Origin of the sequence: Pseudonocardia kujensis, from assembly GCF_021283305.1 — a bacterium.
GTDB lineage: Bacteria > Actinomycetota > Actinomycetes > Mycobacteriales > Pseudonocardiaceae > Pseudonocardia > Pseudonocardia kujensis.
In genome coordinates this window covers 43,552-62,365 of sequence record NZ_JAJSOK010000042.1, presented here as the reverse complement: position 1 = coordinate 62,365, position 18,814 = coordinate 43,552, and the positions used below count along the sequence as shown (strand labels likewise).

Below are 18,814 nucleotides of genomic sequence, written 5' to 3'. Positions count from 1 at the left end.
CCGACCACCACCCCGACCACCACCCCGACCACCACCCCGACCACGGCGCCCTCGAGCGGGACCGCCGCCCCGAACTCGACCGTGCGCGCGGACATCCTGGTGCAGCCGCGCGCGGTGGGCGGCCCGCTCGGGCCGCAGCTGGCCTCGGACTACGGCTGCCCGGACCCGACGCCGTCGCTCCCCGCCCCGCCCGCCCTGCCGAACGGCTTCTGCTCGGCCGCGCTGCAGCCGGTGCTGGAGTCCCTCGCGGCCGCGGCGGTGCCCGACCCGAACCAGCTCGGGACGGCCGAACGGGTGCTCTGGGCGCAGCTGCCGGCCCTGCCGCTCTTCCAGCAGGTGTCGCTCCTCGTGAGCACGCCGGCCGGCGCCGCCGCGACCGGGTTCGGTGCCGGACCCCTGGCGACGGGACCGCTCACCGGAGCGCAACGGTGGAGCGCCCCCGTCAGTTGAGGCCTCCCTCGGCGGAGCGAAAGTTACTCGAGGGTAATCACGATGTGTCGCCCTGTCCACCTCACGTCACCCTTTGGTCACGATCGGCGACTTCGTTGGCGGGCGCACCTGCGAGCTTCCTAAGTTGCCCAGGGATCGGGCGGCCGCCCCCCACCCACGGACGGCCACGGCAAGGGTCGAACGGCCCCGGTCCCCAGCGGCCCGATCGGGTCCGGACAGGCGAGGAAGATCGAGGAAGTCCATGAAGAGAACGAGGGCGGCCGCGGCCGCAGCGGTCGCCGCGGCGGCGACGCTTGTCCTTGCGGCCTGCGGTGGCGGCGGTGGCGCCGGCGGCAGCTCGGGCGGGGTGTACGGGGACTGCAGCACCAACCCGAACACCTGCAACAGCGTCCCGGCGGACCAGCTGCAGCAGGGCGGGACGGTGACCCTGGCGTCCGAGAAGAACATCGACAACTGGAACGTCATCTCGTCCGAGGGCAACGTCGACTGGACCGGCATGGCCATCAAGCCGATGGTCACGTACGCCTTCTACACCTCGCCCGACCTCAAGCCGACCCTGAACACGGACCTGCTGGACTCGGCCGACCTCACGAACCCGACGACGATCGTCTACAAGATCAAGCCGGCCGCGACGTGGGACGACGGCACGCCCGTCACCGCGGACGACTTCGCCATGAGCTGGAAGTGGCAGAACGGCCGTGACTGCCCGGCCTGCGAGACGGCCGGCAACGGCGGCTACGACCAGATCACCGCGGTGACCGGCTCGGACGGCGGGAAGACCGTCACGGTCACCCTGGCGAAGCCGTACACGGACTGGCAGAGCCTCTTCAACTCGGCCGCCCCGCTGTACCCGGCCCACCTCGGCGCGCAGCAGGGTGACCTGAACTCGCCCGACGGCCTCGCCGCGGCGTTCGACTGGTTCGGCAAGACGGTGCCCAGCTACTCCGCCGGCCCGTTCAAGGTCGAGAACTGGCAGGACAACGTCGCGCTGACGCTGGTCCCGAACCCGGCGTGGTACGGCGCCACCAAGCCGAAGCTCGAGCGGCTGGTGATCCGCGTGATCACCGACGCCACGCAGGAGCCGCTGGCCCTGCAGAACAACGAGGTCCAGGCGCTGTTCCCGCAGCCGCAGGTCGACATCGTCAACCAGCTCAACAACATCCCGAACGTCTCGAACGCGCAGGCGGCCGGGCTGTCGTGGGAGCACTTCGACTTCAACCTGAAGAACCCGTTCCTGGCCGACAAGGCGCTGCGCCAGGCGCTCTACATCGCCGTGAACACGCAGGACGTCATCGCGAAGACGGTCGGTCAGTTCAACCCGGACATCAAGCCGCTGCAGAACAAGATGTTCGTGCCGCAGCAGGACGGCTACCAGGACAACCTGACCGCCACCGGGCAGGGCTCGGGCGACGTCGAGCGGGCCAAGAAGGTCCTCACCGACGCCGGGTACACCGGCGTGGGCACCGCGCTGGTCGCGCCGAACGGGCAGCCCGTGCCGGCCCTGCGGATGCGCTACACCGTGGGCAACGCGGTCCGGCAGACCGAGTGCGAGCTGTTCCAGCAGTACGCGAAGCAGCTCGGCGTGAACGTCGAGATCTCGACGACGGACAGCCTGGGCACGACCACCAGCTCGGGTGACTACGACGTCATCGTGTTCGGCTGGATCATGTCGCCGGCGCCGTTCGGCGGCGCGCAGCAGCTGTGGCTGTCGAACTCCGGCTCGAACTACGGCAAGTACGTCAACCCGACCACGGACCAGCTGATCAACGAGGCCGCGGCGTCGACCGACATCAACGACGCCCGGGCCAAGCTGAACCAGGCCGACAAGATCATGGCCGAGGACGCCTACGTCCTGCCGCTGTACCAGAAGCCGACCCTGGCCGCGGTGCAGAACACGCTGGGCAACGTGCGCAACAACGCGTCGCTCGACGGGATCACCTACAACACCGCCGAGTGGGGCATCCGCTCCGGCTCGTGACGTGAGAACCGGAGGCGGGCCCGGGGAGCGGGCCGACCACGAGTCGGCCGCGCGGCCCGGGCCCGCCTGCGGGGTTACCCTGCTCAGACGGCGGCCCGCCCGGCCACGCTCGGAGCGGACCGTGCTCCCACCACGAGTCGGAAGAAGCACATCCGCATGCTCGCCTTCGCCGTGCGCAGGATCCTGTACTCGATACCGGTCCTGATCGTCTCGTCGTTCATCATCTTCGCGCTGGGCTCCGCGTCGGCGGACCCCCTCGCGCCGCTGCGGGAGAAGAACCCGCCCGCTCCGCAGAACGTGATCGACGCAGAGTACGTCCGCCTGCACCTCGACCAGCCGCTGCTCCAGCGGTACTTCTCGTGGCTCGGCGGGATCTTCACCGGGGACTTCGGCCCGTCGGTCGTGTCCACGGCGAACATCGGCCACGACCTCGGCGACCGGTTCCTGGTCACCATCCGGCTGATCGCGCTGGCCATGTTGATCGCGCTGATCCTCGCAGTGGTGATCGGCGTCCTGACGGCCGTCAAGCAGTACTCGAAGTTCGACTACGCGGCGACGTTCGTCGGCTTCCTGTTCCTCGCCATGCCGGCGTTCTGGTTCGCGATCCTGCTCAAGCAGGCGGGCATCTCGTTCAACAGCGCCCTGGGTACCCAGGCGATCTACACGATCGGCCAGTCGTCCGTTCCTCCACCGCGGGGGGCCGGGCCCTACGTCGTGGACATCATCGGGCACATGATCCTGCCGACGATCTCGCTGGCGCTGATCTCCTACGCCGCCTGGAGCCGGTTCACCCGGGCCTCGATGCTCGAGGTGATGAACTCGGACTACGTCCGGCTGGCCCGGGCCAAGGGCCTGCCCCGGCGCACCGTGATGGTCAAGCACGGGCTGCGCACCGCCCTGATCCCGCTGACCACCGTGACCGCGCTGGACATCGCGTCGATCATCGGCGGCGCCGTCGTCACCGAGACCGTCTTCCAGTGGAAGGGCATGGGCGACTACCTGCTCACCGCCATCCGGACCAACGACGTCTACGCGACGGCCTCCTGGCTGCTGCTCGCGGCGACCGTGGTGATCGCCTTCAACCTGATCGCCGACCTCCTCTACGGGGTCCTGGACCCGAGGATCCGCTATGCCTGACACCCGGACACGGACCCCGGGGACCCGGTCGGCGCCCGCGGCGCCGGACCGCGAGTTCACGGTCACCGAGCGCAGCCAGGGGCAGTTGGTCCTCCGACGCTTCCTGCAGCACCGCGCGGCCGTCGTCAGCCTCGGCGTGCTCGTCGCGCTGATCCTGCTGGCCTACGTCGGCGGCCTGCTCTGGAAGTACGACCCGGGGCAGTACACGCCGGACAACTCCGTCCCGCCGTCCTGGGACCACCCCTTCGGCACCGACTCCGCGGGTCGGGACCAGTTCGCGCAGGTGCTGCGCGGCACCCGGATCTCCCTGCAGGTCTCGGTGTCCGTCGCCGTCCTGGCCACGCTGGTCGGCACGCTGTGGGGCTCCGTCGCCGGGTACTTCGGCGGCAAGGTCGACACGGTCATGATGCGCATCGCCGATCTGGTGCTCACGCTGCCGCTGATCGCCGTGGCCGCGATGCTCTCGCACAACTTCGGCGGCTCCTGGTACCTGATCGCGCTGGTCATCGCCGGGCTGTACTGGGCCTACGTGTCCCGGGTGTCCCGCGGTGTGGTGCTGTCGCTGCGGGAGAAGGAGTTCGTCGAGGCCGCCAAGGCGCTCGGCGCGAGCGACACGCGGATCATCCTGCGCCACCTCGTGCCCAACGCCCTGGGCTCCATCCTGGTCAACCTGACGATCCTGGTGGCGTTGGCGATCCTGCTCGAGACCTCGCTGTCCTACCTGGGCTTCGGCGTCACACCGCCGGACACCTCGCTCGGCCTGCTCGTCAGCGAGGCGCAGACCGCGCTCACCACCCGGCCGTGGCTGTTCTACTTCCCGGGCCTGTTCATCATCATCATCGCGCTCACGATCAACTTCATCGGCGACGGCCTGCGTGACGCGTTCGACCCACAGCAGACGAAGGTGCGTCAATAGTGGCCGAAGAGATCGACCTGTCGCCCGCGCCGGGTGCGCGGGGTGTCCGCGGGGACGTCGTGCTCGAGGTCTCCGGCCTCGACGTCACCTTCCCGAGCGCGGACGGGCCCGTCCGCGCCGTGCGCGGCGTGGACTACGCGCTGCACCGCGGCGAGGTGCTGGGCATCGTCGGCGAGTCCGGCTCGGGCAAGTCCGTGACCTCGATGGCCGTGATGCGGCTGCTGCCGAACACCGCCCAGGTCAAGGGCTCGGTGCGGTTCGACGGCCGGGACCTGCTCACGCTGTCCGAGGTGGAGATGACCCGGGTCCGGGGCTCCCGGATCGCGATGATCTTCCAGGACCCGATGACCTCGCTGAACCCCGTCTACACGGTCGGGGCGCAGATCGCCGAGGCCGTCCGCGCGCACCACGACGTCTCGAAGCAGGCGGCCACGGAGCGCGCCGTCGAGCTGCTCGACAAGGTCCGGATCCCGAACGCGAAGGACCGGGCGAGCTCCTACCCGCACGAGCTCTCGGGCGGCATGCGGCAGCGCGTGGTCATCGCGATCGCCATGGCCAACGACCCGGACGTGATCATCGCCGACGAGCCGACCACCGCGCTCGACGTCACCGTCCAGGCCCAGATCCTCGAGGCCCTGGCCGCGGCGCAGGACGAGACCGGTGCCGCGATGGTGCTGATCACCCACGACCTGGGCGTGATCGCGGGCCAGGCGGACCGGGTGATGGTGATGTACGCCGGCAAGCCGGTCGAGGTCGGCACCGCGGAGGACGTGTTCTACACCCCGCGGATGCCCTACACACTCGGCCTGCTCGGCAGCCTGCCCCGGCTCGACCGACCCAGCGAGCGGCTCACCCCGATCCCGGGGGCGCCGCCGTCGGTCGTCAACATGCCGCCGGGCTGCCCGTTCGGGCCGCGCTGCCCCAAGCACACCGCGCGGTGCGACGAGAGCGAGCCGGAGCTGCGCGTGACGACCGGTCCCGGCCACCTCGCCGCCTGCCACTACGCCGAGACGCTCGCGGGCCAGGAGGCGACGGACGTGTTCGCCAGCGAGGTCGCCGACCACGAGGCGCTCGCCGGGCTCGCCGCAGCGGCCGAGGGCGCCGGAACCGACGGGGAGGCCCGCGCATGACCACGGTGGAGCAGGGCACGCGGACGCTGCTGAGCGTCCGCAACGTCGTCAAGCACTTCCCGATCCGCTCGAAGGGCCTGATCCGCCGGCAGATCGGCGCGGTGCAGGCCGTCTCCGACGTCTCGTTCGACATCGGCGAGGGGGAGACCCTCGGCCTGGTCGGCGAGTCCGGCTGCGGCAAGTCCACGACCGCGCGGGTGGTGCTCAACCTGCTGCCCGCGACCTCGGGCGAGGTGCTCTACAAGGGCCAGGACCTCACGAAGATCGGCCGCGGCGAGATGCGCGGGCTGCGCCGCGAGCTGCAGATCGTGTTCCAGGACCCGTACGCCTCGCTGGACCCGCGGCTGCCCGTCAACGAGATCATCGCCGAGCCGTTGCGGATCCACGGCCTGTACTCCGACGGCGGCCGCGACCGGGTGCGGCGGCTGATGCAGACCGTCGGGCTCAAGCCCGAGCACGGCAACCGGTACGCCCACGAGTTCTCCGGCGGCCAGCGGCAGCGCATCGGCATCGCCCGCGCGCTCGCCCTGCGCCCCAAGCTGCTGGTGCTCGACGAGCCGGTCTCGGCCCTCGACGTCTCCATCCAGGCCGGCGTGCTCAACCTGCTCGACGAGCTGCAGTCCGAGCTGGACCTGTCCTACCTGTTCGTGAGCCACGACCTGTCGGTGGTGCGGCACATCGCGGACCGGATCGCGGTCATGTACCTGGGCTCGATCGTGGAGACCGGGACGGCCGAGGAGCTGTTCGCGGGCCCCGCCCACCCGTACACGCAGGCGCTGATCTCGGCGATCCCGCTGCCCGACCCGCGCAAGGAGCGGGCCCGGGAGCGGATCACGGTGGTCGGGGACCTGCCCAGCCCGGCCAACCCGCCGTCGGGCTGCCGGTTCCGGACCCGCTGCCCGAAGTTCGCGAACGAGCTGTCCGACGCGGAGCGGACGCGCTGCGTGGAGGAGCCGCCGGCCCTCGTCGAGCGGGGGCAGGGGCACCCGGTGTCCTGCCACTACGCCGAGCGCAGGGCGCTGCTGTGAGGACGTAGGCTCCCGCGGTGTCGCCCGTGTTCCCTGCGTTTCCCGCGCTCCCTGCCCGCCGGGTGCTGTTCGTCCACGCGCATCCCGACGACGAGACCCTGACCACCGGCGGCGCCATCGCCCGGTACGCCACCGACCCCGACACGGCCTGCGTCGTCCTGACGTGTTCGCTGGGCGAGGAGGGCGAGGTCATCCCGCCGGAGCTGCGCGAGCTCGCTCCGGACCGCGGCGACCAGCTCGGCGGCTACCGGGTGCACGAGCTGGCCGGCGCGCTCGCGGCGCTGGGCAGCCCGGAGCACCGGTTCCTGGGCGGGCTCGGGCGCTGGCGGGACAGCGGCATGGAGCACGGCGAGGGCACCCGCGCGCTCACCCCGGCCGTGCTGCACCCGCGGGCCCTCGCCGCGCCCGGGGCGTTCGACGAGCAGCTCGCGCAGCTGCTCGCCGTCGTCGACGCGCTGCAGCCGCAGGTCGTGGTGTCCTACGCCGACGACGGCGGCTACGGGCATCCCGACCACGTCCGCGCCCACGCCCTCACCATGGCCGCCGCGAAGGCCCGGCCCGAGTTCGTCGCGCGGGTGTTCCACGCGGTCCGGTCCCGCTCCGCGCTCGACGCCGGGCTGGCGGCGATCGAGGGCCTGCCCGGCATGCCGTTCCGGATCCCCGAGCCGGACGAGCTGCCCAGCGCGCCCGACGACGTCGTCACGACCCGGCTGGACGTGTCGGCGCACCGGGCCGCGCTCGTCGCGGCGATGCGGGCCCACGCCACCCAGATCGCGGTGTGGGAGCAGGACGGCGCCGTGGCGTTCGCGATGAGCAACGACGTCGCGCAGCCGCTGATCGAGGTCGAGGAGTACGCGCTGGCGTCGGGGGCGGGCCCGGCCCCCGCCGACGACCTGTTCGCGGGGCTCGACTGATGCGGTGGCTCACGCTCGCGGCGGTGCTGGTGGCGGCGGCCCTGCTGGCGGCCCTGGAACTGCTGCTCCAGCCGCTGTACATCGGGTCGGTCCCGGCCCCGGTCGGCACGGTGCTGGTGCTGCTCACGATGCCGTGGCTCGTCCACGCAGCCGCGGACGTCTCGACGGCCACCGCCGTGGCGGCCTCGCCGCTGGTGGTCTGGGTCGTGGTCCTCGGGGTGCTCGGGTTCGCGGGCCCGGGCGGCGACGTGCTGCTGCCGGCGACCTGGCAGTCCCTCCTGCTGCTGGTTGCGGGACTGCTGGCCGGGCTGCTGCCGTTGCGCAGGATCGTCGAGGCCGCGGACCGGCGGCGTGTTCGGCGCTCGACCGAGCGCAACGGCGACCCGCACGGGATGATCCGGTCGTGAGCGACGGACCCATCCCCGACGCGGCGGTCGTCGGGATCCTGCGGCCCTTCGTGCGGGCCACCCGGCCGATCCTGTCGGCGCTGCGCGACTCCGACCCCTTCGGCCTGCGCGGCCGCGCCGGCGACGACGGCGAGCGCTCCACCCGGGACAGGATCCTCGACGCGCTGGCCGCCGCCCCGGTGCCCGGCACCGCGGCCTGGGCCCGGATGGACGTGGCCGCGCGGCAGCGCTGGTGGATCTACCGGGTCGGCCGGTTCGCCACCGGGGTCGCCGCGATCCCCGGCCTGGGCGGCGCGCTGGCCCGCACGCTGCCGGTCGGGGCGGCGATCGGCGCCGCGGCGCAGGGGATGCTGCTGGTCGCGGTGGCCGGCGAGCACGGCGTCACGGACGAGGACCACCTCGTGTCGCTGCTGGCCTGGGTGCTGTTCCGGCGCCGGCCGGACCTGGGCGGCGGCCCGACGGCCGCCGAGGACGCCGCCGCGGACGCCCGCGCCGCCGAGATCGAGGGCGACCTGGCGAAGGGGAGCCGGCCGACCGCGGCGAGGATCGGCTCCGCGGTGTGGCGGCTCGGCCGGGCGCTCTACTCGGTCGAGGACGAGCTCGACAAGCGCCCGCACGGCCGCTTCTACCACGAGGCGCTCGGCATGCTCCCGGTCGTCGGGGTGCTGGGGAAGTACCTCGGCGAGTGGTCCGGGCTCAAGCGCGCCGCCCGCGAGGCGCAGCGCTGGCTCGCGGGCCGGGGGCTCGCCAAGGTCTAACCGGCCCGGCCCGGCCCGAGGTAGTGGTAGCGGTGGTGCTCGGTGCAGCCCAGCCGCGCCCAGAAGGCGCGGGCGCCGTGGTTCTGCAGGTTGACCTGCAGCACCGCCCAGCGGGCGCCCTGCTCCCGGCCCCACGCGGCCGCGGCCGCGGTCAGCGCGGTGCCGACCCCCTGCCGTCGGGACCCGGGCAGGGTCGCGAGCCGGGACAGGTGCAGGTGGTCCTCGACGACGGCCGCCCGGACCGCTCCCGTGGGTTTCCCGTCCGCCGCCCGGGCCACGGCGAAGCCCGGTCGGGCCGCCGCGGTGAGGACGTGTCGCTCCGCGTCGCTCTCCGGCGCGCCGACGACGGCCCACCAGCCCTCCGTCGGGCGGGTCGTGAGCTCGACCGGGACGGTCGACCGGGCCGCCAGCGCCGTGAGATCCGCCACCAGGACCGCGACCTCCGGCCCGGCCTGGTGGCCGCCGTCGAGCACCCAGCCCTCCCGCCGCGCGGCCTCGGACCAGGGCGATCCCATCGGCGTCTGCAGCCGCGGGACGAGGCCGTGATCGGCGGCGAACCCCAGGACCCGCTCGAGCGCGGTGGGGATCGGCAGGCCCGGGTCGCCGACGGCCAGCGCCGAGTTCGCCCGTCCGGTGAACCCGCCGGCCGCGCGCAGCCGCCACCCGCCCAGCGGCTCCTCGACGACGGCGGGCCAGGCGTCGGCACACAGGTTCTCCAGGCGGGACACCGCACTCCACGAGGCCCGGCGGCCAGGGGCGGGCGGGACGACCCGCACCGCAACGACCGCCGCGCGCTCGACCCGCACCGGCCCCTTCCGGGTGTCGACGACGACCGTGCCCGCGCCGCCGTCGGACAGCGGGCCGACGGCGTCGGTGTAGAGCGGGCGGCCCTCGCGTTCGCCGATCCGGTGCCGGAGCGCGACCCGCTCGCCCAGGGCGGCGTCGATCTTCGCGGCGATCCCGGGCCGCCCGGAGTGCTCGTCTGGGACCATCGAGTGAGGCTTGCCTTCCCGTGTGTGAGTGGGTACCCGCGGGTTAACCTGCCACGGAGAACGCCCGCGCCAGAACAGCGCCCCGCTTGTGGAGGACCTTCCGTGACGTACGTGATCGCCGAGCCCTGTGTGGACCTCAAGGACAAGGCGTGCATCGAGGAATGTCCCGTGGACTGCATCTACGAGGGCGCCCGCATGCTCTACATCCACCCCGACGAGTGCGTCGACTGCGGTGCCTGCGAGCCGGTCTGCCCGGTCGAGGCCATCTACTACGAGGACGACGTCCCGGACCAGTGGGGTGCGTACACCAAGGCCAACGCGGACTTCTTCGAGGAGCTGGGCTCGCCCGGCGGCGCCTCGAAGGTCGGGCTGACCGAGGCCGACCCGGAGCCGATCAAGAGCATGGCGCCGGTCGAGCACGACGAGTGAGCGAGCGGCAGCGAGCGAACCCTCGGCGGGGCATCGCGCTCCCCGACTTCCCCTGGGACTCCCTCGCCGAGGTCAAGGCGCTCGCCGCCGGCCACCCCGGCGGCATCGTTGACCTCTCGGTCGGCACGCCGGTCGACCCGGTCCCGGCCGTCGTCCGTGCCGCCCTGACCGGCCCGGCCGCGGACGAGCCCGGCTACCCGACCACCTACGGGCCCGACTCGCTGCGCGAGGCGATCGCGGACTCGCTGACCCGCCGCTTCGGGGTCGCGGGGGCCGACCCGGCCGCGGTGCTGCCCACGATCGGCTCCAAGGAGCTGGTCGCCTGGCTGCCGACGCTGCTCGGCCTCGGCACCGGTGACGTCGTCGCGGTGCCCGAGCTGGCCTACCCGACCTACGAGGTGGGCGCGCTGCTCGCCGGTGCCACCGTGGTCCGGCTGGCCGACGGGGAGGCCCCGCCCACCGGCACGAAGCTGGTCTGGCTGAACTCGCCGTCGAACCCCACGGGGCGGGTGCTCGACGCCCCCGCCCTCCGCGCCGCCGTCGACGCCGCGCGGGCCGTCGGCGCGGTCGTGGCCTCCGACGAGTGCTACCTGGGCCTGTCCTTCGGCGCGCCGGTCGCCTCGGTGCTCTCGCCCGAGGTGAGCCAGGGCCGGCACGAGGGCCTGCTGGCCGTGCACTCGATGTCCAAGACGTCGAACCTGGCGGGCTATCGAGCGGCGTTCGTCGCGGGCGACGCGGCGCTGGTGAAGACGCTCCTGGAGATCCGCAAGCACGCCGGCATGATCGTGCCGTTCCCGGTGCAGGCGGCGCTCGCGGCGGCGGCGGCGGACGACGCCCACGTCGCCGAGCAGGTGAAGATCTACGAGAAGCGGCGGACCCGGCTGCGGTGCGCCCTCGAGCGCGCCGGCTACCGGATCGACCACTCCGAGGCCGGGCTCTACCTGTGGACGACCGAGGGCCGCCCCTGCCGGGACACCGTCCGGTCGCTGGCCGAGCGCGGGATCCTGTGCGCGCCGGGCGAGTTCTACGGGCCCGCGGGCGCGCAGCACGTCCGGATCGCCCTCACGGCCACGGACGAGCGGATCGACGAGGCGGTGCGGCGGCTCGAGGGCTGAGACCTTCCGCCCCCCGCTCGTCAGATCTCGGCGGCGCGCGCGGCGACGTGCTCCCACGCCGCCCACCACTCGGCGCGCTTCTCGGTCGCCCGGGCCCGCTCCCGCTCGACGAGCCGGCCCGCCACGAACACGACGTGTGCGTCGGGGTACTCGCCGAGGCCGTCGAGCAGCGCGCGGATGCGCTCCTCGGCCACGCACGCGTCCTGGTGGTCGCCGAGCACCTCCTGGAGGCCCGCGGTCGCCCTGAGCAGCCGCTTCACCGTCGCGCCGAGCATGGGCTCCACCAGCTCGCCGGTGTAGCGCACCCGCTTGCCGAGGATCCGCAGGTCGTGCAGCGTCTGGTCCGGCGGGTCGTCGCCGGCGCGGCGCACCGCCTTGCGCAGCCGGCGCACCTCCGCGCGCACCAGGTCGATCAGCTCGGGCTGCGCCTGGGTGGCCGAGGGAGTCGGCAGCGGCAGCCGGATCGCGTCGGCCAGCCGCTCGAGCAGGGCCCGGTAGCGGCCGGACTCCAGCACCGCCAGCATGGCGGCCCGCGCGTCCTCGCGTTCGGCGTCGAGGGCGGCGACGAGCTGCTCGCCGGTCGCCTGCTCCCGTGCGGGGAGGGTCGCGATCTCACCGCGCAGCCGCAGCAGCAGGACGTCCAGGTCGCGCACCGGCCCGAGGGCCCGGCCGAGCCACCCGAGCTCGGCGCGCAGCCCGTCGGCCCAGGTGCGGTCCAGCAGCGGGCGGGCCGCCTTCAGCGCTGCCCGCATCCGCCGCACCGCGACCCGCATCTGGTGCAGGTCCTCGATGTCGCTGCCCTCCCGGGTGCCCGGGTCGTGCGCGAGCAGGGCTCGCAGGCGCAGGTCGAGGGCGGCGCGGACGTGGTGCACCGCCGAGTCCGACGGCGCGGCCGTCAGCGGGGCCGGGAGGTCGGCGCAGGTGAGGGCGACCGGGGACGTGCTGGGAGCGGACACGAGCGGCCACCGTAGCCGACGGAGGTGAACGCCGGCACCGGCGCCCGGACGGGTCAGTTCTTGTGCAGCGCCTCGTTGAGCGCGATGCCCTGACCGGTGCGGGGGAGGGCCTCCACGGCGCCGGAGACGCTGTTGCGACGCAGCAGCAGACCGTTCTGGCCGGACAGGCTGCGGGCGGCCACCGAGGTGCCGTCCGGCAGGGCGACCTTCGTGCCCGCGGTGACGTAGAGGCCCGCCTCGACCACGCAGTCGTCGCCCAGCGAGATGCCGATGCCGGCGTTCGCACCGAGCAGGCAGCGCTCGCCGATCGCGATGACCTCGGTGCCGCCGCCGGAGAGCGTGCCCATGATCGAGGCGCCGCCGCCGACGTCCGAGCCGTCACCGACGACGACGCCGGCCGACACCCGGCCCTCGATCATCGACGAGCCCAGCGTGCCGGCGTTGAAGTTGACGAAGCCCTCGTGCATCACGGTGGTGCCCTCGGCGAGGTGCGCACCGAGCCGGACTCGGTCGGCGTCGGCGATCCGGACGCCGGCCGGGAGCACGTAGTCCACCATCCGCGGGAACTTGTCGACGCCGTAGACGGTGACCGGGCCGCGCGCACGGAGCTTGGCGCGGACCAGCTCGAAGCCGGGGACGGCGCAGGCGCCGAAGTTCGTCCAGACGACGTTCGCGAGCAGCCCGAACTGGCCCTCGAGGCTGACCTCGTGCGGCTTCACGTGGCGGCCGGAGAGCAGGTGCAGGCGCAGGTAGACGTCGGCGGCGTCGACCGGCTTGTCGGCGAGCGAGCCGATCTCGGTGCGCACCACCGTCACGGTGACCCCGCGGTCGGCGTCCTCCCCGGCGAGCGGCTCCAGGTCGGCCGAGGTGTCGGGGGCGTCCGCGCCCAGTGCGGGGGCCGGGTACCAGACGTCGAGGACGGTCCCGTCGGCCGTGACGGTGGCCAGGCCGGTGCCGGAGGCGGGATCGGTGCGGAACTCGGTGCTCACGGGCGTCGAATGTAACCGGCCGGACGCACCCGGCCCTCCTCCGGGTGCGAGCCCGGGGCAGGAGGATCGCGGGCCCGAGGACACTCCTCGGCGCGGACGACCGTGACGCAGGCCGACCCGTGATCCCTCGTCGTGGACGGGAAGGGTCGATTTCCGACTGGCCGTGTCCGGGACGGGTGATCATGAGGCCTGGTCGTGTCGGGGTCGGTGATCCTGGACCGAGACGGTCGGCTTCCGGCCGGCCGGTCCGTGGCGGACGAGCGGTGGGGCCGGCGTGGCTCGTGATCCCTGGTTGTGGACGGGGAGGGTCGGAATCCGACCGTCGTGGTCCGGGTCCGGCGATCATGAAGGCGGCTCGGGCTCGTGATCGCTGGTCGTGGGCGGGGAGGGTCGGTTTCCGACTGTCCGGGTCCGGGACAGGCGATCATGAGGCTGGCCATATCGTGGTCAGTGATCGTGGACGGAGACGGTTGGTCTCCGGCCGGCCGGTCCGGGCGGACGAGCGGTAGGGCCGGCGTGGCTTGTGATCGCTCGTCGTGGACGGGAAGGGTCGATTTTCGACCGTCGTGGTCCACGACGGTTGATCATGAAGGCGGGTCGGGCTCGTGATCGCTGGTTGTGGACGTCTCGAGTCGGAATCCGACCGTCGTGGTCCACGACGGTTGATCATGGAATCGTGTTCCTCGGATGAAGGCTGAGCTCCGGGAGCGCGGGCCTGTCGAGTCGGGTGCGGTACGTGCCGGACCGAGGGGGCCGCTCCTCATTTGATCGCTCGTCGTGGACGGGAAGGGTCGATTTCCGACTGGCCGTGTCCGGGACCGGTGATCCCGGAGGGTGGCCAGTGCTGTGATCGCCGATCGTGGACTGGGACGCTCGATTTGCGACTCTCCGCGTCCGTGACCGGTGATCAGAAAGGGCGCCCCGGATCGTGTTCGCGGATCGCGGGCGTAGCGGGTCGGAATTCGACCGTCCCAGTCCACGAGCACTGATCACGAACAGCGTTGTCGCGTTCTTCCGCGGCGCGAGGGTGCGCGAGGTCGGGGCGAGGAAGCGTCGGAAGAAGTTGACATGTCGGAGTTCTCCGACGCATCATGACGCTCGTGGCCGACGACGTCTTCCTCGCGCTGGCGAACCCGGTCCGCCGGCGGTTGCTGGAGCTGCTGGCCGAGGGCCCGCGCACCGCGGGGGCGCTGGCCGGGGAGTTCACGCTGAGCCGGCCGGCGGTCGCCGAGCACCTGGGCGTGCTGCGGCGGGCGGGGCTGGTGCGGGACGAGCCGAGCGGGCGGGAGCGGCACTACCACCTCGAGCCCGCGCCGCTGGCCGGGATCGGGGAGTGGCTCGCGCCGTTCGAGCGCTACTGGCGCGGCCGGCTGCGCGACCTGGCCGCCCTCGTCGAGACCGAGCTCGAGACCGAGCTCGAGACCGAGAACGAGACCGAGCTCGAGCTCGAGAACGAGCTCGACACCGACACCGACACCGACACCGAGCTCGAGACCGAGAACGAGACCGAGAACGAGACCGAGACCGAGGTCGAGAACGAGATGGACGACGACAGGGCCTCCGACGGGGCCCCCGAGACGGAGGACCGATGAACGGCAGCCTGATCGCGGCGGTGACCGTGGACCAGTTCGTGGCCCGCCCGCCCGCCACGGTGTGGCGGGCGCTGACCGAGCCCGGGCTGCTCGCGCGCTGGTGGGCGCCGGGCGACGTGGCGGCCGAGGTCGGGCACCGCTTCACCCTCGCGATGCCGGGCTGGGGCGACGTGGCCTGCGAGGTCCTCGAGGTCCGCGAGCCGGAGCGGTTCGTCTACACCTTCAACGGCACCTGGACGCTCACCTGGACGCTGGTGCCCGAGGGTCGGGGGACCCGGTTGGTCCTCGAGCACTCCGGCTTCGACCTCGACGACCGCCAGGGCCGGTTCGCGTTCGACCGCATGGGTCCCGGGTGGCGGGACCACGTCCTGCCCAGGCTCGCCGCGGTCGTCGAGGAGGAGCTCGCCGGGGTCGTCGGGGAGGGGGTCGTCGGGGAGGGGACCGAGCGGGGCACGGAGCAGCGGACGGTGCAGGGCACGGGAGACGCCGCCTCCTGACGCCCGTGGAACAGTAGGGCCCGTGAGCGCCCCGACCGTCGCCCTGGACCTGACCGAGGACCCCGCCGCGCTGACCGCCGCGCTGGTCGACGTGGCCAGCGTGTCCGGCGAGGAGCGGGCGCTGGCCGACGCGGTCGAGGCGGCCCTGCGCACCCAGGCCCCGCACCTCGAGGTCCTGCGGGACGGCGACGCGGTGCTCGCCCGCACCCACCTCGGCCGCGAGCGACGCGTCCTGCTCGCCGGTCATCTCGACACCGTGCCGATCGCCGACAACGTCCCGAGTCGGCGGGAGGGCGACCTCCTCTACGGCTGTGGGACGAGCGACATGAAGGCCGGCGACGCGGTGTTCGCGCACCTCGCCGCGACGCTCACCGAGCCGCGGCACGACCTCACCCTCGTGTTCTACGACTGCGAGGAGGTCGAGGCGGTCCGCAACGGGCTCGGCCGCCTCGAACGCCACCACCGGGACTGGCTCAGCGCCGATCTCGCGATCCTCGGCGAGCCCACGGACGGCGAGGTCGAGGCGGGCTGCCAGGGCACCCTGCGCGTCGAGGTCCGGACGACCGGGCGTCGGGCCCACTCCGCGCGATCCTGGTTGGGGGACAACGCGATCCACCACGCCGGCGAGATCCTGCGGCGGCTCGCGGAGTACGCGCCCCGCCGGGTGGGCATCGACGGCTGCGAGTACCGCGAGGGCCTGCAGGCCGTCCGGATCGGGGGCGGGGTCGCGGGCAACGTCGTGCCGGACGAGTGCGTGGTCACCGTCAACTTCCGGTTCGCGCCGGACCGGTCCGTCGCGCAGGCCGAACAGCACGTCCGCGAGGTCCTCGAGGGCTTCGACGTCACCCTCACGGACTCGTCCCCGGGGGCGCTGCCGGGCCTGTCCGAGCCTGCGGCGCAGGAGTTCCTGGCCGCCACGGGTGCGACCGCGCGGGCGAAGTTCGGGTGGACGGACGTCGCGCGCTTCGCCGCGCTCGGGATCCCGGCGGTCAACTACGGCCCCGGCGACCCCAACCTCGCGCACACCCGCGACGAGCACGTCGACGTCACGGCCGTCGCCCGCTGCACCGAGGTGCTCCGGACCTTCCTGCGCTGATCGTCCGTGCTGATGGTCGGTGCTGATGGTCCGTGCTGATCGTCTGCGGCCTGACCACGCCCGTTCACACCCGCTCCGTACGCTGGCGCTCATGAGCGCCAACGGGTCCGGCTCCCGCCCGGACGAGAGGCTGCGCGGTCCGGTCGTGCTGCGCCGCGAGCAGAAGATCGAACCGACGACCACCGACCAGCGCCTGCTGGACTCGCGCGGCCCCAGCGACTGGGTGCACACGGACCCGTGGCGGGTCATGCGGATCCAGGCCGAGTTCGTCGAGGGCTTCGGCATGCTGGCCGAGCTGCCCCGCGCCGTCACGGTCTTCGGCTCCGCGCGCACCCCGCGCGACCACCCCGAGTACGCCGCGGGCCGGGCGCTGGGCACGGCGCTCGCCGAGGCCGGCTACGCGGTCGTCACCGGGGGCGGGCCGGGCACGATGGAGGCCGTGAACCGGGGCTGCCAGGAGGCCGGCGGGCTCTCGGTCGGGCTCGGCATCGAGCTGCCCTTCGAGCAGGGCCTCAACGACTGGGTCGACCTGGGCATCAACTTCCGCTACTTCTTCGTCCGCAAGACGATGTTCGTGAAGTACTCGCAGGCCTTCGTCTGTCTCCCCGGCGGCTTCGGCACGCTCGACGAGCTGTTCGAGGCCCTCACCCTCGTGCAGACGAAGAAGGTCACCAAGTTCCCGGTCGTGCTGCTCGGCCGGGACTACTGGCAGGGCCTCTACGACTGGATCGCCGGGCCGGTGCTGGAATCGGGGAAGATCGGCGAGAAGGACCTGGGCCTCCTGCACCTCACCGACGACGTCGACGACGCCGTGAAGGTGGTGCACGACGCGTATCGGGCCTGGGAGGAGGCGCACTGATGGCGGTCGACGGGACGGCGATCGCGTGGGGCGGGCGCGACCCGCACGCCGTGTGCGTCTACTGCGGCTCCTCGGACGGGGTGCCGCAGCGCTATCTGGACCTCGCCACCCGCACCGGCACCGCGATCGCCGCGCGCGGCTGGACGCTCGTGTCCGGGGGCGGCCGCCGCTCCATGATGGGCGCGGTCGCGCTCGCCGCGCGGGAGGGCGGGGCGCGGACCGTCGGCGTCATCCCGCGGTCGATGGTGGAGCGCGAGTGGGCCGACCACGACTCCGACGAGCTCCTCGTCACCGAGACGATGCGTGAGCGCAAGGCCCTCATGGAGGCGCACGCCGACGCCTTCCTCGCCCTCCCCGGCGGGATCGGGACGTGCGAGGAGCTGTTCGAGGTGTGGACGGCCGGATCGCTCGACCTGCACGGCAAGCCGGTCGTCGTGCTCGATCCCGACGGGCACTGGTCGGGCCTGCTCGACTGGGTGTCCGGCCTGGTCGAGGCCGGGTTCGCCGGCCGGGCGCCGGTGGAGCGGCTCGTCGTGGCACGCACGGTCGACGAGGCGCTCGACGCCTGCGCCCCTGCGGCCGCCGCCCTCGACGGCGCATCCGTGTCACGATCGCAGGCGTGAGCACGCCGACCCTGCCGCCGCTGCGCTTCGGCACCCGCACCCCGGCCGGCGACCGGGCGCTGGTGATGGCGATCGTCAACCGCACCCCGGACTCCTTCTACGACCGGGGCGCCACCTTCGCCGACGACGCCGCGCTGGCCCGGGTCGACGCCGCCGTCGCAGAGGGCGCGGACATCGTCGACATCGGCGGGGTCAAGGCGGGTCCGGGCGCCGTCGTCGACGTCGACGAGGAGACCCGCCGGGTCGTGCCGTTCGTGGCGGCGGTGCGCGCGCGGCACCCGGACGTCGTGATCAGCGTGGACACCTGGCGCGGCGAGGTCGGGAGGCTGGCCGTGGCGGAAGGCGCGGACCTGCTCAACGACACCTGGCAGGGCGCCGACCCCACGCTGGCCGAGGTGGCCGCGGAGACGGGCGTCGGGATCGTCTGCTCGCACACCGGGGGCGCGGTCCCGCGGCGGCGGCCGCACCGGGTGCGGTACGCCGACGTGGTGGCCGACGTGGTCGCCGAGGTGACCGGCCAGGCCGAGCGCCTGGTGGCGCTGGGCGTGCCCCGCGAGGGGATCCTCGTGGACCCGACGCACGACTTCGGCAAGAACACCTGGCACGGCCTCGCCCTGCTGCGGCACTGCGACACCCTGGTCGCCACGGGGTGGCCGGTGCTGATGGCCTTGTCGAACAAGGACTTCGTGGGCGAGACCCTCGGGACGGACGTCGACGGCCGGCTGGAGGGCACGCTCGCGGCCACCGCCCTCGCCGCGGCCGCCGGGGCCCGCGTGTTCCGGGTGCACGAGGTGGCGGAGACCCGGCGCGTGCTCGACATGGTCGCGTCGATCGCGGGTACCCGGCCCCCGGCCCGCACGGTGCGGGCCCTGGCGTAGGCGCAGGCGTGAAAGGGAGCCGAATCACCCGGAAGAAGGGTTTGAGTGCCTGCACCACGTCGTCCGCGGA

General features: G+C 73.2%; 19 protein-coding genes and 1 pseudogene. 17 read left to right on the top strand and 3 right to left on the bottom strand.

The features are described from left to right. The 9 genes and pseudogenes from LWC35_RS25325 to LWC35_RS25285 form a co-directional block, all read left to right on the top strand. Positions 1 to 450, top strand: a pseudogene (locus LWC35_RS25325) (ABC transporter substrate-binding protein); the annotation flags it as partial. A 241-nt stretch (positions 451 to 691) separates the two neighbouring features. After that, positions 692 to 2,428, top strand: coding sequence for an ABC transporter family substrate-binding protein (locus tag LWC35_RS25320; RefSeq protein ID WP_232872741.1), 1,737 nt, complete (start codon positions 692 to 694; stop codon positions 2,426 to 2,428). A 156-nt stretch (positions 2,429 to 2,584) separates the two neighbouring features. Continuing rightward, complete coding sequence (locus LWC35_RS25315; RefSeq protein WP_232872740.1) at positions 2,585 to 3,565, top strand: ABC transporter permease; 981 nt, start codon at positions 2,585 to 2,587, stop codon at positions 3,563 to 3,565. After that, positions 3,558 to 4,481, top strand: a complete 924-nt coding sequence (locus LWC35_RS25310; RefSeq protein ID WP_232872739.1) for an ABC transporter permease — start codon at positions 3,558 to 3,560, stop codon at positions 4,479 to 4,481. Before LWC35_RS25315 ends, LWC35_RS25310 begins: the two co-directional genes overlap by 8 nt. Continuing rightward, positions 4,481 to 5,611: an ABC transporter ATP-binding protein gene (locus tag LWC35_RS25305; RefSeq protein ID WP_232872738.1), complete on the top strand. Its 1,131-nt coding sequence runs from the start codon at positions 4,481 to 4,483 to the stop codon at positions 5,609 to 5,611. The genes LWC35_RS25310 and LWC35_RS25305 overlap by 1 nt, the downstream gene beginning before the upstream one ends. Continuing rightward, on the top strand, positions 5,608 to 6,639 hold the full coding sequence (locus tag LWC35_RS25300) for an ABC transporter ATP-binding protein (RefSeq protein ID WP_232872737.1): 1,032 nt from the start codon (positions 5,608 to 5,610) through the stop codon (positions 6,637 to 6,639). Before LWC35_RS25305 ends, LWC35_RS25300 begins: the two co-directional genes overlap by 4 nt. 17 nt (positions 6,640 to 6,656) lie before the next feature. After that, positions 6,657 to 7,553 carry an N-acetyl-1-D-myo-inositol-2-amino-2-deoxy-alpha-D-glucopyranoside deacetylase gene (gene mshB / locus LWC35_RS25295; RefSeq protein ID WP_232872736.1) on the top strand — a complete coding sequence of 299 codons (897 nt, stop codon included), beginning with the start codon at positions 6,657 to 6,659 and terminating at the stop codon, positions 7,551 to 7,553. Then, entirely contained in the window at positions 7,553 to 7,960 is a 408-nt protein-coding gene (locus LWC35_RS25290; RefSeq protein ID WP_232872735.1) for a hypothetical protein, read from the top strand. The genes mshB and LWC35_RS25290 overlap by 1 nt, the downstream gene beginning before the upstream one ends. Next, positions 7,957 to 8,718: a hypothetical protein gene (locus LWC35_RS25285; protein ID WP_232872734.1), complete on the top strand. Its 762-nt coding sequence runs from the start codon at positions 7,957 to 7,959 to the stop codon at positions 8,716 to 8,718. The genes LWC35_RS25290 and LWC35_RS25285 overlap by 4 nt, the downstream gene beginning before the upstream one ends. Here LWC35_RS25285 and LWC35_RS25280 read toward each other — a convergent pair. Next, a complete protein-coding gene (locus LWC35_RS25280) occupies positions 8,715 to 9,710 on the bottom strand; it encodes a GNAT family N-acetyltransferase (RefSeq protein WP_232872733.1) in 996 nt (331 codons plus the stop codon). The two genes, LWC35_RS25285 and LWC35_RS25280, sit on opposite strands and share 4 nt — an antisense overlap. Before the next feature lie 102 nt (positions 9,711 to 9,812). Between LWC35_RS25280 and fdxA the strand changes: the two genes are divergently transcribed. Together fdxA and dapC are read left to right on the top strand one after the other, a co-directional pair. Continuing rightward, on the top strand, positions 9,813 to 10,139 hold the full coding sequence (gene fdxA / locus LWC35_RS25275) for a ferredoxin (RefSeq protein ID WP_037042923.1): 327 nt from the start codon (positions 9,813 to 9,815) through the stop codon (positions 10,137 to 10,139). Continuing rightward, entirely contained in the window at positions 10,136 to 11,254 is a 1,119-nt protein-coding gene (gene dapC / locus LWC35_RS25270) for a succinyldiaminopimelate transaminase (RefSeq protein WP_308194664.1), read from the top strand. Before fdxA ends, dapC begins: the two co-directional genes overlap by 4 nt. A 20-nt stretch (positions 11,255 to 11,274) precedes the next feature. On the opposite strand, the gene LWC35_RS25265 is transcribed toward dapC, so the two are convergent. Then, positions 11,275 to 12,210, bottom strand: a complete 936-nt coding sequence (locus LWC35_RS25265; protein WP_232872732.1) for a CHAD domain-containing protein — start codon at positions 12,208 to 12,210, stop codon at positions 11,275 to 11,277. Between the two features lie 53 nt (positions 12,211 to 12,263). After that, a complete protein-coding gene (gene dapD, locus LWC35_RS25260) occupies positions 12,264 to 13,199 on the bottom strand; it encodes a 2,3,4,5-tetrahydropyridine-2,6-dicarboxylate N-succinyltransferase (protein ID WP_232872731.1) in 936 nt (311 codons plus the stop codon). A gap of 1,100 nt (positions 13,200 to 14,299) precedes the next feature. Here dapD and LWC35_RS40465 point away from each other — a divergent pair. From LWC35_RS40465 to folP, 6 genes are all read left to right on the top strand, one after another. Further along, positions 14,300 to 14,791, top strand: a complete 492-nt coding sequence (locus LWC35_RS40465) for an ArsR/SmtB family transcription factor (RefSeq protein ID WP_308194663.1) — start codon at positions 14,300 to 14,302, stop codon at positions 14,789 to 14,791. Beyond that, positions 14,788 to 15,288, top strand: coding sequence for an SRPBCC family protein (locus LWC35_RS25250; protein WP_232872730.1), 501 nt, complete (start codon positions 14,788 to 14,790; stop codon positions 15,286 to 15,288). Before LWC35_RS40465 ends, LWC35_RS25250 begins: the two co-directional genes overlap by 4 nt. A 22-nt stretch (positions 15,289 to 15,310) precedes the next feature. After that, positions 15,311 to 16,384 (top strand): succinyl-diaminopimelate desuccinylase, encoded by a 1,074-nt coding sequence (gene dapE / locus LWC35_RS25245; protein ID WP_232872729.1) that lies wholly within the window; start codon positions 15,311 to 15,313, stop codon positions 16,382 to 16,384. Between the two features lie 91 nt (positions 16,385 to 16,475). Then, on the top strand, positions 16,476 to 17,243 hold the full coding sequence (locus tag LWC35_RS25240; protein WP_232872728.1) for an LOG family protein: 768 nt from the start codon (positions 16,476 to 16,478) through the stop codon (positions 17,241 to 17,243). Beyond that, positions 17,243 to 17,866 (top strand): LOG family protein, encoded by a 624-nt coding sequence (locus LWC35_RS25235; protein ID WP_232872727.1) that lies wholly within the window; start codon positions 17,243 to 17,245, stop codon positions 17,864 to 17,866. The genes LWC35_RS25240 and LWC35_RS25235 overlap by 1 nt, the downstream gene beginning before the upstream one ends. A 65-nt stretch (positions 17,867 to 17,931) precedes the next feature. After that, on the top strand, positions 17,932 to 18,744 hold the full coding sequence (gene folP, locus LWC35_RS25230) for a dihydropteroate synthase (RefSeq protein WP_232872753.1): 813 nt from the start codon (positions 17,932 to 17,934) through the stop codon (positions 18,742 to 18,744). Positions 18,745 to 18,814 lie beyond the last annotated feature (70 nt).